At 34.2% G+C, this 13524-nt stretch carries 14 protein-coding genes and 1 riboswitch; of the genes, 13 read left to right on the plus strand and 1 reads right to left on the minus strand.

Features of this window, described 5'->3' with window-relative positions; translation table 11 throughout:
- Nucleotides 1–28: 28 nt before the first annotated feature.
- The 10 genes from EPK97_RS14535 to EPK97_RS14580 all read left to right on the plus strand — a co-directional run bounded on the left by EPK97_RS14535 (nucleotide 29) and on the right by EPK97_RS14580 (nucleotide 8865).
- A complete protein-coding gene (locus tag EPK97_RS14535; protein ID WP_162037354.1) occupies nucleotides 29–1225 on the plus strand; it encodes a nucleotide disphospho-sugar-binding domain-containing protein in 1197 nt (398 codons plus the stop codon).
- Nucleotide 1226: 1 nt separating this feature from the next.
- Nucleotides 1227–2261 carry a Gfo/Idh/MocA family protein gene (locus EPK97_RS14540; protein WP_162037355.1) on the plus strand — a complete coding sequence of 345 codons (1035 nt, stop codon included), beginning with the start codon at nucleotides 1227–1229 and terminating at the stop codon, nucleotides 2259–2261.
- A gap of 146 nt (nucleotides 2262–2407) precedes the next feature.
- Complete coding sequence (locus tag EPK97_RS14545) at nucleotides 2408–2761, plus strand: VOC family protein (RefSeq protein WP_162037356.1); 354 nt, start codon at nucleotides 2408–2410, stop codon at nucleotides 2759–2761.
- A gap of 121 nt (nucleotides 2762–2882) precedes the next feature.
- On the plus strand, nucleotides 2883–3419 hold the full coding sequence (locus EPK97_RS14550; protein ID WP_162037357.1) for a hypothetical protein: 537 nt from the start codon (nucleotides 2883–2885) through the stop codon (nucleotides 3417–3419).
- 68 nt (nucleotides 3420–3487) lie between these two features.
- Nucleotides 3488–4213 (plus strand): PDZ domain-containing protein, encoded by a 726-nt coding sequence (locus EPK97_RS14555; protein WP_162037358.1) that lies wholly within the window; start codon nucleotides 3488–3490, stop codon nucleotides 4211–4213.
- Nucleotides 4203–5444 carry an NAD(P)/FAD-dependent oxidoreductase gene (locus EPK97_RS14560; protein WP_162037359.1) on the plus strand — a complete coding sequence of 414 codons (1242 nt, stop codon included), beginning with the start codon at nucleotides 4203–4205 and terminating at the stop codon, nucleotides 5442–5444. Before EPK97_RS14555 ends, EPK97_RS14560 begins: the two co-directional genes overlap by 11 nt.
- Nucleotides 5441–6301 carry a PDZ domain-containing protein gene (locus EPK97_RS14565; protein WP_162037360.1) on the plus strand — a complete coding sequence of 287 codons (861 nt, stop codon included), beginning with the start codon at nucleotides 5441–5443 and terminating at the stop codon, nucleotides 6299–6301. The genes EPK97_RS14560 and EPK97_RS14565 overlap by 4 nt, the downstream gene beginning before the upstream one ends.
- Nucleotides 6302–6423: 122 nt before the next feature.
- The gene (locus tag EPK97_RS14570) at nucleotides 6424–7260 is read left to right on the plus strand and encodes a class I SAM-dependent methyltransferase (protein WP_162037361.1); all 837 of its coding nucleotides are present in this window, start codon (nucleotides 6424–6426) and stop codon (nucleotides 7258–7260) included.
- Nucleotides 7254–7841, plus strand: coding sequence for a class I SAM-dependent methyltransferase (locus tag EPK97_RS14575; RefSeq protein ID WP_162037362.1), 588 nt, complete (start codon nucleotides 7254–7256; stop codon nucleotides 7839–7841). Before EPK97_RS14570 ends, EPK97_RS14575 begins: the two co-directional genes overlap by 7 nt.
- A gap of 73 nt (nucleotides 7842–7914) precedes the next feature.
- Nucleotides 7915–8865 (plus strand): aldo/keto reductase family protein, encoded by a 951-nt coding sequence (locus EPK97_RS14580; RefSeq protein ID WP_162037363.1) that lies wholly within the window; start codon nucleotides 7915–7917, stop codon nucleotides 8863–8865.
- A 115-nt stretch (nucleotides 8866–8980) separates the two neighbouring features.
- Here EPK97_RS14580 and EPK97_RS14585 read toward each other — a convergent pair whose 3' ends face one another.
- Nucleotides 8981–9349, minus strand: coding sequence for a DUF423 domain-containing protein (locus EPK97_RS14585; RefSeq protein ID WP_162037364.1), 369 nt, complete (start codon nucleotides 9347–9349; stop codon nucleotides 8981–8983).
- Nucleotides 9350–9962: 613 nt separating this feature from the next.
- Nucleotides 9963–10064: riboswitch (purine riboswitch) on the plus strand.
- 192 nt (nucleotides 10065–10256) lie between these two features.
- On the opposite strand from EPK97_RS14585, the gene purE reads away from it, so the two are divergent.
- The 3 genes from purE to purB all read left to right on the plus strand — a co-directional run bounded on the left by purE (nucleotide 10257) and on the right by purB (nucleotide 13478).
- Nucleotides 10257–10748: a 5-(carboxyamino)imidazole ribonucleotide mutase gene (gene purE, locus EPK97_RS14590; RefSeq protein WP_162037365.1), complete on the plus strand. Its 492-nt coding sequence runs from the start codon at nucleotides 10257–10259 to the stop codon at nucleotides 10746–10748.
- A complete protein-coding gene (purK, locus tag EPK97_RS14595) occupies nucleotides 10745–11947 on the plus strand; it encodes a 5-(carboxyamino)imidazole ribonucleotide synthase (RefSeq protein WP_162037366.1) in 1203 nt (400 codons plus the stop codon). Before purE ends, purK begins: the two co-directional genes overlap by 4 nt.
- A gap of 235 nt (nucleotides 11948–12182) precedes the next feature.
- Entirely contained in the window at nucleotides 12183–13478 is a 1296-nt protein-coding gene (gene purB, locus EPK97_RS14600; protein ID WP_162037367.1) for an adenylosuccinate lyase, read from the plus strand.
- The last annotated feature ends 46 nt before the right edge of the window (nucleotides 13479–13524 follow it).

Consider the following 13524-nt stretch of genomic DNA (forward strand, 5'->3'; position numbering starts at 1 on the left):
AAGCAAAGAAGTGAAGAGAGGTGAGATAATGAAAAAAATTTTTTGGGGGTTAAGCGGTGGCTTAGGTCCTATTGTTCGAGCCGTACCCATTGCTGAATTTTTTAAAAAAAAAGGATATGAGATCAGCTTTAATACTTATGGTTCAAATGAAGAAAAATTTATATTGAACCTTGGTTATCATGTTTTAAGTGATTGGGATCATATCCCCCCTCCTGTGAAAAAATATACTTTTTTGCCTACTCCATTGTTTTATGATTTAAATACGTATTATGCAAGGTTTGGATTTATGGATGAACATTTTGTTGAAACCTTGATTATGGAAAGAATAAAGTTGTTACAAGAATATCAACCGAACATCGTATTTTCTGATTTAAGCCTTCAGACAGCCATTGCTGCTAAATACCTAGATATCCCGCATATCACAATAAATCAATCCTGTTTTCATCCAGAAGGCTTAAGAATAAGGTGGTGGGAAAATAAACCTGAAAACTTGCCTGACATTGTACATGTAGTAAATAAAGTATTAAGTAAATTGGGTTTGGATCATATTAGTTGTTTGGAAGAGTTAAATCGAGGGGAGCTGGATCTTATTCCTAGTTTACCAAGTTTTGACCCTATACATGCTGATAATGTGCTCTATACTGGCCCTCTAGTTAATGATTTTTTAATTGAGGAAGAGGTCCTGCCACAATCAGAGTTTCATCCTGATATTATGATTTATCCAGGGAGATTAAAGGATGGGGCAGGAAACTCAGGACTATTTGTTTTATACCATTCTTTGCTTACGCTCACCCAAAGTCACTATAAGGTTTTAGTATCCATTGCTAAGGATGAAACACTTCCTAAAGAAATAACGAACTTGTTAACTAATAATATAAAGATTGTCAGGTGGTTTAATCCTTCAATGATCAAAGACAAGAAACTGTTCATACATCATGGTGGTCATGGCAGTTGTATGGCTTCACTGAAATATGAAACTCCTTCAATCATTATTCCAACCATATCCGAAAGAGAATTTAATGCAAGACAAGTCAAAAAGCTAGGAATAGGTGAATATGTAGTACCAGCTTATATGAATGAGGAAGTGATGCAACGAGTGGTATCGAAAGTGCTTCTTTCCAGCAGCTATAAAAATGAGTTGAAAAAGCTGAATGAGAATGTAGATTACTGTTTAGATAATGTATTAACTAAAATACTAGATCATTTAACAGGAAGGAATGAATAAAATGATCCAAAAACTAAAAGTAGGAGTGATTGGAACAGGTGCGATTGCTCAGAATAGGCACATCCCCGAGTATAAAAAAAATAGAGTTGTTGAACTCGTAGGCGTGGTTGATATAAATTTAAGCAGGGCTAAAGAAGTAGCGGATCAATTTAATATTCAACACTATTATCAAAGTACAAAGGATTTAATTGAACACCACGACTTGGATATCATTTCAATATGTACACCCAATCATACACATACAGAGATTGCGAAAGCGTGTTTAAATAAAGGAATACATGTGTTGTGTGAAAAACCGTTATCCACTCATTATAAGGATGCGTTAGCTTTGAATAAATTAGCAGAGGAAAAAAATGTGTATTTGGCAGTGGGTTTAAATCAGCGATTGGTGCCAGCACATCAGAAAATAAAAGAAATTTTAGACCATGGTGATTTTGGCAAAGTTTATCAAATCAAAGCTTCTTTTGGTCATAGCGGCCCAGAACATTGGAGTGTAGAAGGAGAGAAAAATTGGTTTTTTGACAGAGAAAAAAGTTTTTTTGGGAGTTTAGGTGATTTGGGCATACATAAAATTGATCTTATTCGCTGGTTTTTAAATGAGGAGATCACAGAAGTATCTTCACTTAAATCTACGATTGAAAAACCTACAAATGTAGATGATAACGCGATCGTTATCATGAAAACTGAAGGGGATACATTATGTACGGTAACAACCAGTTGGACCTACACACCTTGGGTTCATAATGAACTTATGATTTCTTGTGAATTTGGAACATTATTGTTAGAGCAAAACCCTGACAAACCTGGATTGACGATTTTAAAAAAAAATATGGAAGAAACAGTAGAAGTGGATTGGTTGATGAAAGAAAAAAGTGGATACTGTCATTCAGGTTTAATCAATTATTTTGTGAATTCAGTAATGAGCAAGACTGAGCCTACTTTTATTTCCGCCAAAACGTTTCTAGGTACATTAAAAGCAACTTTTGCTGCTGAACAATCGGCAAAAACTAAACAAACTGTTTGTATCAATGATTAATTGCAATATATTACAATACTTGGACAAAATATAATGTTTATGGTATTTTTTAAACAGATATGAAAGTGAACTTTCTATCTTAGATGGACTTCAATGCACTTCACTTTTGTAGGTTGTTTTATAATGATTTATGGAGGGATTGTGTTATGGAAAAATTATTTGAGAGAGTTGACACGATTATAATTCAGGTGAAGGATTATAAAGAAGCTGGACAGTGGTATATGGATCGGTTGGGTTTAGAATCCTCTTTTGAAGATCCAAAAGAAAAGTACATCGTGTTAAAAGTATCAGAAACGCCAATTACTTTACATGAAGTTTCAAATGTTACAACGCCTCAGAATAGCTGTTATCCTATTTTATACGTAAAAGATATTGAAAAAGTTCATAAACATTTACAAGAAAAAAATGTGAAGGTAGAGGACATTCAAGCAGATGGCTCTGTTACTTTTTTTGATTTTTATGATTTATACGGAAATAAATTAGAAGTCTGCCATTTCTAACAAAATATCAAAAATAACAGAAAGCTTTGAAATATAAACTGAGAAATACATGTCAGCATCCTTCATAATATAATTAAGTATTTGGCCAAATCTTAATTATATTATGAAGGATGTGTTTTTTATGTTTAAAAGTTTACTAAAAGAAAGTTTATTGAAAAAAATTAAAATGTCTTTACCAACATCTAATAGTTCTACTATTTTAGAACTACCGGATGGTAGAACTGAAAAGTTAGAGTTTACTCAAGTGAAACCTACTCAATTCACTGTATCCGATTCAGATTTTGAATTAAAAAGTGGAGTAAACGTGGAGTTGGATATTCACAATGTAAACCTTGAAGCAACGTCAAAAGTATTATGGCCAGGTGAAAAGGTCACCGTTAAGGGTGGTATAGAATCACATGGACAAGCTTTAAAAGGAGTAGTAAATATTCCAGTAAATAAAACGATTCATGATGGTGTAAGAGGAGAATCTTGGTTATATTGGAAAATTGGAACACCAGAAGGTGTATTCATGAATGAGAAACCAATCCATATGGTTGGTGAAGTGAAAGGTCTTCCACCACAAGATTCTCAGTTCAGCTCAGAAGATGTCATTACTTTGAACAACGAAAAGGGTGAATTTGCAGGCACAATTTATAACTGTTGCCAATCAAATTAACCTAGCTTTTTATACTGGCAAAAGCATTTGGCTTTTGTCAGTATTTTAAAACATTCTGGAGGTAATTTATGTGTGTCTCAAAAAAAATTTTAATAGAACGTGAGATTGAAAAAGTATTTTGGTCTATCGTTCACATAGATGGCATAACAAGTTGGTTAGTGGATAGCGGATATCACGAAAGTAACGACGAACTGCAAGTAAGAGACAAGTTTCATTACCAATATGGAAACATAACCAATACAGGATTTGTTTTTAAAAAGCTCCCTCCTAAAATGATTGAATTAAGAAACATTTATAAAATTAGCTTTAACAACGAGGAACGAATCATGCCTTTGAGGACTTTATTTTCTTTAGAATCATTTGATGAGAATAATACACTGTTACAAGTTGATATTTTTGGTTTTCATAGAGATCATGGCAAGAAGATGAAAGATATATTTGACTATACCTATAATAAAGTGCTAATGAACTTAAAATCTGTAAACGAAACCGGAATTGATTGTAGAAAACAGCTGTTTAAAGAAAATAACTTGGGTATCCTGTTTACAGAAAAAAGTACGGATAAACATAAGCAATGCATCACCATTACACATATTAAAAAAGGCACACTAGCAGAAAAAATAAAGCTCAAACCACATGACATCATTGAGCAGATAAATGGAATGAAAGTGAATAGCTATAAAGAGTTTTCCAGATTAATTGATTGTTCACAGTTTAAACTCAAAAACTTAATAATCAAAAGAGAAAATGAAAGAAAAATCTTATATATGCGTGGTGAACCGATTGAATTATGATGTGATTATCACTGGAGCAAGGTGCGCAGGTGCTTCCTTAGCTATTTTGTTAGGTCAATTAGGATATAAAGTATTATTGTTGGATCGTTCTCAATTTCCTAGCAATACTACATCAACACATATTGTTGGTGAGATTGATATTTATAAAGAATTAGGAGTTTTTGAGCAATTAGAAGAATCGGGTGCTCCTAGCCTCCATAGAATGCGTATTGATTTGGATGGTACTTTTTTTGAATCAGATATCATTGTTACACAAAGGGCATTAGGATTAAGAAGAACCGAATTTGATTACATTTTATTACAAAAAGCCTCTTCATTTTCGAATGTTACAGTGAAACAAAACCATAAAGTGAATAAAGTTCTCAAGGACAATGAGGGTAAAACGATCGGGGTTGAAGTGAAGAGTAGAAATGAAGTATCCAAACAATATGGAACAATAGTCATAGGAGCGGATGGTAGAAATTCTACAATAGCTTCACAAGTTCATTCTCCATATGTCTATGAATCTGAAATGATGAGAGCTGGATTTTATGGCTACTTTAAAAATGTTAACCCTCTTACACATCCCTGTGTAGAATGGTACTTCAATCAAGGTGATATTATTTTTTGCACTCCCACTAATGATGATCTACATACCATTTTAGTTATGCCGCATCCCGATCACTATACAGACTCGCAACAAAATATCAAAGAAACTTTGCTTAAATCTATTATGAAGAACAAAAACTTACGTTTAAGATTAGAAAATGCTTCTATCATAGATGGGGTAAAAGGCATAGGTCCATTAAAGATGTTTATCAGACATTCATTTGGACCTGGCTGGGCTTTAGTCGGTGATGCGGGAGCATGGATTCATCCAGTCTCAGGAACAGGCATGGATGACGCAGTTTTATCCGCAAAGGAATTAAGTATTGCCATTGATTTATATTTTAAAGGTGTCAAATCGTGGGAAGATGCACTCCATGTTTATCAAACCAAAAGAGATCAAATTATCAACATACAAATCAATCGTGTGTTATCTACTCTTCAAAGGGCTGATCAGCCTCTAACACCTGAAAAACAAGCGTGGTTAAAACTGATTTGTACATTCCCCAGTATTGTATATGATCTGGGCAATGCAGGCAGTGACGTTTTAGATTTTTTACATTTTAAGAATCAAGATGACCTTAAAATGTTAGTGAGTTTGGAAAAAAGAAAAATTATTCATGAAATGAGGAGGAATCACACATGATCAATTCAGCATTAAACAAAACAATCAATATCATTCATATTGAATCATCAATTGAAAAAGTATGGAGAGGTATAGCTATACCTGACGGATCAAATGCATACTTAAGCGATAAAGCCGAAACGACAGGAGACCCGCAAAATCCACAGCCTGGTGATGTGTTTCATTTTATATATGGGGACATAGAGAATGAAAGCAAATGTGTAGAATCCGAATTCCCTACAAGATTTAGATTGTTAGATCAATATCAGTCTATGTTACCCGATGGAACCTTGGTTCCTTACAACTTAGACACAACATTTAAACTAAAGCAAGTAGATGAAATGGTTGAACTTACTGTAGAAGTGGCGGGTTATGGGGAAGAACCAAATGATTTATGGATTAGAGAATGCATGGAAACAGGATGGAGACGTTCATTAATCAATCTTAAATGCGTGCTAGAATTAGGTTTAGATTTACGAAATGAGTTGTTTGGCTATCCAAGAATAGGTGTGAATAATACTGGAGTATCAGACTATTATTCCGCAACCTTCAATCTAGAACTAGGCAAAGGAAATTATATATTGGAATGTTTCCCAGGTGGCCCCGCTTATGAGGCCGGTATTCGTAAAGGTGATGTGGTTACAAAAATATCAGACGAACCTGTAAACAATTATTGTGAGTTTGTGAAGGAGCTTTCAAAAAGCTACAGCGTCAAAAAGGAAATTAATATCGAATATTTACGAAATGGGCAAATGCACACTGCGATCCTGAACCCAACTTATGATGATCGTTTTACGGGATTGATCGATCCTAATACAAACTCAGAAGATTTAGTAGAAATTAGGAAACAAAGAAAGGAAACAAGACTTAACAGATAGTTGGTAAAGAATTGTTCGATAAGTCCCCTTTTTCCAGCTCATGGATGAATTGGTGTCAGTATAATAGATCCAGCACAGGAAGTGCTGATGTAGAAAAGTTTTGAGATAAGGAGTTGTATAATTTGAGTTCATATTTTGACAACGTTGCTAATAAGTATGATGAGACAAGACACATTCCTGAAAGATCATTTCAAAAAATAATAGATTTTATCATAGATTTAACAGCATTGGATATCAATCATTCGAATGTTTTAGATATTGGTGTTGGAACAGGTCGAACAGCTCTGCCTTTAGTTGAAATGGGATATGAATACACTGGAGTGGATATATCCAAAAACATGTTATCCCAATTTTTAATTAAACTTGGAGGGGAAATTCCTAAAAATTTGACGCTCTTACATCAAGACCTATTAGATATTCACTTTTTAGAAAAATCTTTTTCCCATATTTTTTCTTACCATGTTCTCTATTTTATTGAAGAGAAATCCCTTTTAATAGAAAAGATCAAACGGCTTTTAAAAGAAGGGGGGACTTACATACATTGTGATGAAATTTTGCTAAACAATTTTTATATTGATGATCTGACAAAACAGTGGTACATGCTTGCAAGTCAAGGCAATCGTAAATTAGAGGAAATGTTGGCTGAAAGTGATGGAACGATTTCAGATAAAGAAGATGTGGTATATAAACTAAAAAGTACACTTGAGCAACTGCATTTTAAAACAGAAATTATAAAAGGACCTAAATGGATTCAAAAAATGAGCAAAAGTGATTTGATCTCTTATTTTGAAAATAGACGGGATATTTATACAGGGCATTTAACAGAGATGGAAAGAGAAAAAATATTTATTGAATGGAAAACGATAGTTGATGAAAAATGGGGAAGCAGGCCAGAAAAATTCATTAGAAAACAGCTATATGTTCTTAAATTTGTTAAAGAAGGAGAACATACATGTTAAATTTTCATGAATACCTGAAATACTTAAAGAAAAATAAAGTATTTGGCATGATGACTGAGGATGAACTACAAGCACTGCTTTTATGTGTCATGAACCATGATGTTGATGGTGACATCGTAGAAATAGGTGCTTGGGCGGGATTATCAACGATACTATTAGCGATGGGTGATGCTCTTTCCCGGTTACAAAGAAGGGTGATTACCATAGATCATTTCAAAGGGAGTTTAGAGCATCAAGCACTGCTAAAAGGAAAATCAACGTATCATATGTTCATGAGAAATATTACATTGTGTAAAGTGAAAGACAAAATTAAAGTGTTACAAATGGATTCCCAAGAGGCACATAAATTATTAGATCAACAGATTAGTATTTTGTTTCTTGACGGTTCTCATATGTACCCTCATGTAAAAAAAGAGCTCAAATACTATCCCGAAAAAGTAAAAAAAAATGGTCTAATACTCATTCATGACTATGAACCACAGTGGCAAACAAAAATTGCAGTAGATGAATGGATACAAGAAAACGAAGAATATGAAAAAGTTGTATTAATAAATACACTTTTAATTGTTAGGAAGAAATGATTCTGATTCCATTTTTAGCCTTAATTCCATGCTGAACTGCTGATAATGTTGCTAAATCAAGGAGGGGGATTTAATGAAATATCGTCGTTTAGGCAAAACAGGATTAAAAGTAAGTGAGATTGGTTTAGGAAGTTGGTTAATTGATGAACGTACATCAGAAGGTAATAATGCAGAAACGATTGTTGATCGCGCTTATGAGTTGGGAATTAATTTTTTTGATAGCGCAAACTCTTATTCAAAGGGTACAGCAGAAGTGGTTTTAGGAAAAGCACTGAATAAATACCCTCGACATTCCTATGTATTAGCAACAAAAGTATTTTTACCAATGGGAGGGGGTCCTAACGACAAAGGATTATCTCGAAAACATATAATGGAACAATGTGATGCAAGTTTAAAAAGACTGGGTGTAGAATACATAGATTTGTATCAATGTCATCGTTATGATTTAGAAACACCTCTTGAGGAAACATTACGAGCATTAGATGATTTAGTCTCACAAGGAAAGATTTTATATGCTGGAGTAAGTGAATGGAGTGCAGTCCAATTAAACGATGCTGTCCGTTTGTCTAAAAAATTGAATTTACATCAGATTGCTTCTAACCAACCTTATTATAATATGTTCCATCGTGATATCGAAAAAGAAATTATTCCTTTATCTGAACAAAAAGGAATAGGTCAGGTTGTTTATTCTCCATTAGCTCAAGGTGTTTTAACTGGTAAATATAAACCAGGAACAGCATTCCCCAAAGGTTCAAGAGCTTCCAATCACAAAGCCAATATGTATATGGGATATGTGCTTAAAGAAAAACAGCTCCAAAAGGTTGCGAAATTAAAAGTGATTGCTGAAAGAAATGAAATTAGTGTTTCCCAGCTTGCACTTGCTTGGATATTACGTTTACAAAATATCTCAAGCTGTATCATCGGTGCATCTCGAACTGATCAAGTGAATGAAAATGTAAAGGGATCTGGGATAGAATTATGTACTGAAGACTTGCAAGAAATTGAGAGAATCTTAGATTATTAAAATGCACGATAAAGCAGCGTTCATATACGGTTTATCAAATTTTTAGTTTGAATATCCCCCCCCACCTAGCTCATTTGCATATGTGGGGGGCATCTTACTATAATGGTGAATATGATTACTTTTGTTTTAGTGCCGCAATACATACCAACAAAAATCCAATTAAAAAGGAAGTTCCACCTATAGGGGCTAGTGCTCCGAAAATTCCAATATCAGTTAAGCTTAAGATGTAGATACTTCCTGGGAATATGACAGTTCCAGCTACTAACATTCTTCCTGCCCACAAAATAGAGCTACCTGACAGTTTATCCATAACTATTGCAACAATGATAACTGCAAGAGAACCAAATAAATGATACTGTACTGCAATTTGATAGGTTGAATATCGCTCCTCTGTTAATATATCTTGTAAAATGTGTGAGCCAAACGCTCCAAGTGCAACTGCTAAAAAAGCTAATATGCTGCCCGTTATTAAGTGATTCTTCAAAAAAAAGACCTCCACTTTAAATTATTGATCTGGTGAAAGTATATTTGAAACAGTTAGATATTTCAACAATTTTCAGGGAACTGTTGGATGTTCAACTAAATAAATGCTCCATAATGATACCAAAATTTTAGAATAAAGATATAGTTATTTATTCAAATAAAAAGGATGCAAGTTTTAGCAGCATCTTTTTTTGATTTTCATTTTGATTCTAATGAACTTTTCATTAGTGGAAATCTAGAAAAAGTGGATGAAACCACCTTTAAAAAAACGCTTTACAATAATGTTAATGGTACTTATAATACAGATTATTATACTTGGGATGGAACCCAATTTATTCTTCAAGAATTGAATTGATCCATCCATGAATAAATATTCTAAATTAAAATATTTATTTTCATATTTTCACCTAATTTCCAAAATTTTATGAATAATTTGTGTATGTTTTCTCACTTTAATGTGATGAAAAACGAACATTCAAAAGATAATCATAATTAATGTTCGTGAATTAGTTGACACGGCCATGTGACACTGTTAAACTAAAAACGAATTGAAAAGTCATTATTATCTTTCATTATAGAAAGACATCGTTAACGGATTTTTTATGTAAGGATAAATTTAATAAGTAATGGTAACTCATATAATATCGGGAATAAGGCCCGAAAGTTTCTACCCAGAAACCGTAAATTTTTGGACTATGAGCAAAGTAATAAGATAAGAGTAGGGATTTCATTCTCACAACATCGCTGATAGTATCGTTTTTTGTCTAGGAAAGTCCCGATGATTTACTCTTTTTATCCTATTACTTTACATAGTTGTTATAAGGGTAGGTTCTTTGAACCTACTTTTCTTTTATTTGAAATATAGGATGAATATGGAGTATATTCTCAAAAAAAGGTAGGGATAAAAAATGTCAACAAACGCAAAGGTTGGAGTCATCATGGGTAGTCAATCTGATTGGGAAACAATGAAACATGCTTGTGATGTACTTGATGAGTTAGAAATTGCCTATGAAAAGAAAGTAGTTTCAGCACATCGAACACCAGATCTTATGTTTGAATATGCTTCTTCAGCAATTACAAAAGGTTTAAAAGTAATTATAGCTGGAGCAGGAGGTGCTGCGCATCTACCGGGTATGGTAGCAGCTAAAACAGAACTTCCAGTGATTGGTGTACCAGTAAAGTCTTCTAACTTAAATGGTTTAGACTCTTTGTTATCTATTGTTCAAATGCCTGGTGGGATTCCTGTCGCAACTGTCTCAATTGGTAAAGCAGGAGCTACAAACGCTGGGCTTTTAGCTGCGCAAATTTTAGGTGCTTTTGACGAAGATGTACAGATGAGAATTACAAATAGGCGAGAAAACATAAAACATACGGTTTTAGAAAGCAGTGAAAATTTATGAACCAAGGTCAAGTAATTCTCCCAGGTAGTACAATCGGTATTTTAGGTGGGGGACAATTAGGTCGTATGATGACATTATCAGGCCGTCAAATGGGTTATCGTTTTGTTACGTTAGATCCTGTTGAAGACGGACCTTGTGGTCAGGTTGCAGATGAACAAATTGTTGCTAATTATGATGATTTTCAAGCAGGTGAGAAGTTAGCTGAACTTGCTGATGTTATTACTTATGAATTTGAAAACGTGGATGCTTCTGTAGCAGATATGTTATTTAATAAATCTTATGTGCCACAAGGAAGTCAATTACTATATACCACACAACATCGTTTAAGAGAGAAGATAGCAATAGAAGCTGCAAATGTGCCTGTAGCTCCATATGCTGAAATAAAAACTGTACAAGAGTTAGCTGAGGCTGTTGAACGCTTCGGTGTTCCTTGTGTACTGAAAACAGCTGTTGGTGGCTATGATGGCAAAGGACAATGGGTGATTCGGTCTAAAGCTGAGATCTCCGAAGCATTTAATACATTAAGTAAGGCGAAGACAGATTTAGTATTAGAGCAATTTATTCATTTTGAAAAAGAGTTATCCGTTGTAGCAGCTCGAAACTTAGATGGGCAAGTTAGCACTTTTCCAGTGGCTGAAAATATACATGTGGATAACATTTTGCATACCTCCATTGTTCCTGCAAGGATAAACGAAGATATACAGGATAGAGCAAGACAACTTGCGACAAATATTGCTAAATCCTTAAATGTAGTTGGACTCATCGCAGTTGAAATGTTTTACACTAAAGATGGAGAGTTGTATGTGAATGAACTGGCTCCTCGTCCACATAATTCAGGGCATTATACAATGGATGCATGTTATACTTCACAATTTGAGCAGCATATCCGTGCGATATGTAACTTACCATTACAATCTACAGAATTAATATGTCCCGTTGTGATGGTGAATATTTTAGGTGAACACGTTGATCCATTATTAAAATGGATGGAACAGAATGATCAAAGCTCAAGTCAAGATTTAATAGTAAAAGTTCATTTATATGGTAAAAAAGAAGCTAAAGCAAAACGAAAAATGGGTCACATTAATCTGTTGACTAATAATATAAATCAAGCCTTAGATTGGATTGACAGTACAGGAATTTGGGAAAAAAAGTCTTTAAGAGGTTGTTCAAAAAGTCCACTTTTGATCACGAAGTAGCTCTAAGAAGAGATATCGACATCGAAGATTGCACTCACATTTGAAGTCCGGTGCTCATGTAACAAATCACTACACTTGCTACACCCCAAAAAGTGAAGGACTGCTTTGAAGGTTAATCCGAATACTTTATGGGGACCCCGTTAATACTGGCTTCGGCATGTTCGCACAATCTTCTCGGTGCTGAAAAGCGAACTTTTTGAACACATACATTAAGTGAAAAGGAAGGGGTTCTTTTATGATAGAACGTTATAGTAGACCAGAAATGACAGCCATTTGGACAGAGGAAAATAAATTTAAAGCTTGGTTAGAGGTAGAAATCAATGCTTGTGAGGCTTGGTCAGAGTTAGGGATTATTCCAAAAGAAGATGTAAAACTTTTAAGAGAAAAGGCAAGCTTTGATATCGATCGAATTTATGAGATAGAAAAAGAAACGAGACATGACGTTATAGCATTTACTCGTGCTGTTTCAGAAACCGTTGGACCTGAAAGAAAGTGGGTTCATTATGGACTTACATCAACGGATGTTGTAGATACAGCTAATGGCTACTTAATTAAACAAGCCAATGAAATTCTTGAAAAAGATATTATTCAATTTATTTCTATTTTAAAAGAAAAAGCAATTGAGCATAAAGATACGGTCATGATGGGAAGAACACATGGTGTACATGCTGAACCAACGACATTTGGACTGAAGATGGCGCTTTGGTACGAAGAAATGAATCGTAATTTAGAACGTTTTAAAAGAGCAGCAGATGGAGTCCAATTTGGTAAAATCTCTGGAGCTGTTGGAACGTATGCCAATATTGATCCTTTTATTGAACAATATGTTTGTGAAAAACTAGGTACAAAAGCTGCGCCGATTTCAACGCAAACATTACAGCGTGATCGTCATGCTGATTATATGGCGACACTTGCATTAATTGCGACTTCTTTAGATAAATTTGCAACAGAAATTCGTGCCTTGCAAAAAAGTGAATTTAGAGAAGTAGAAGAAGCTTTTGCTAAAGGCCAAAAAGGTTCATCAGCAATGCCTCATAAACGAAATCCAATAGGTAGTGAGAACATTTCTGGATTATCTAGAGTGATCAGAGGGCATATGGTATCTTCATACGAAAATGTACCATTATGGCATGAAAGAGATATTTCTCATTCCTCAGTTGAACGTGTGATTTTACCAGATGCAACGATTTTATTAAATTATATGTTAAATCGTTTTGGAAACATTGTGAAAAACTTAACGGTATTCCCTGAAAATATGAAAAAGAACATAAAAAGAACGTTTGATGTACCTTTCTCAGGTAGAGTGATGACAAAACTGATAGATAAAGGTTTAAGTAGAGAACAAGCTTACGATACCGTTCAACCTCGTGCTATGCAAGCTTGGGAACAGCAAAAGTCATTCAGAGAAATTGTAGAAAATGAACCAGAGATCAACCAGTATTTATCTACTGAAGAAATTGAAGATTGCTTTAATCCGAACTGGCATTTAAAACACGTAAACACAATATTCGATCGTTTAGGTTTAATATAGAAAGAAAGAATAACATCACAGGATGGATTAAAGCCCCGCAAAAGTG

Source organism: Chengkuizengella sediminis (assembly GCF_010078385.1).
In the GTDB taxonomy this organism is placed as follows: domain Bacteria; phylum Bacillota; class Bacilli; order Paenibacillales; family KCTC-33759; genus Chengkuizengella; species Chengkuizengella sediminis.

Excerpts from the sequence above, each read along its gene's own strand:
- purB (WP_162037367.1), top strand. The coding sequence starts at position 12,183 with ATGATAGAACGTTATAGTAGACCAGAAATGACAGCCATTTGGACAGAG.
- EPK97_RS14540 (WP_162037355.1), top strand. The coding sequence starts at position 1,227 with ATGATCCAAAAACTAAAAGTAGGAGTGATTGGAACAGGTGCGATTGCT.
- purE (WP_162037365.1), top strand. The coding sequence starts at position 10,257 with ATGTCAACAAACGCAAAGGTTGGAGTCATCATGGGTAGTCAATCTGAT.
- EPK97_RS14545 (WP_162037356.1), top strand. The coding sequence starts at position 2,408 with ATGGAAAAATTATTTGAGAGAGTTGACACGATTATAATTCAGGTGAAG.
- EPK97_RS14555 (WP_162037358.1), top strand. The coding sequence starts at position 3,488 with ATGTGTGTCTCAAAAAAAATTTTAATAGAACGTGAGATTGAAAAAGTA.
- EPK97_RS14535 (WP_162037354.1), top strand. The coding sequence starts at position 29 with ATGAAAAAAATTTTTTGGGGGTTAAGCGGTGGCTTAGGTCCTATTGTT.
- EPK97_RS14565 (WP_162037360.1), top strand. The coding sequence starts at position 5,441 with ATGATCAATTCAGCATTAAACAAAACAATCAATATCATTCATATTGAA.
- purK (WP_162037366.1), top strand. The coding sequence starts at position 10,745 with ATGAACCAAGGTCAAGTAATTCTCCCAGGTAGTACAATCGGTATTTTA.
- EPK97_RS14550 (WP_162037357.1), top strand. The coding sequence starts at position 2,883 with ATGTTTAAAAGTTTACTAAAAGAAAGTTTATTGAAAAAAATTAAAATG.
- EPK97_RS14575 (WP_162037362.1), top strand. The coding sequence starts at position 7,254 with ATGTTAAATTTTCATGAATACCTGAAATACTTAAAGAAAAATAAAGTA.
- EPK97_RS14580 (WP_162037363.1), top strand. The coding sequence starts at position 7,915 with ATGAAATATCGTCGTTTAGGCAAAACAGGATTAAAAGTAAGTGAGATT.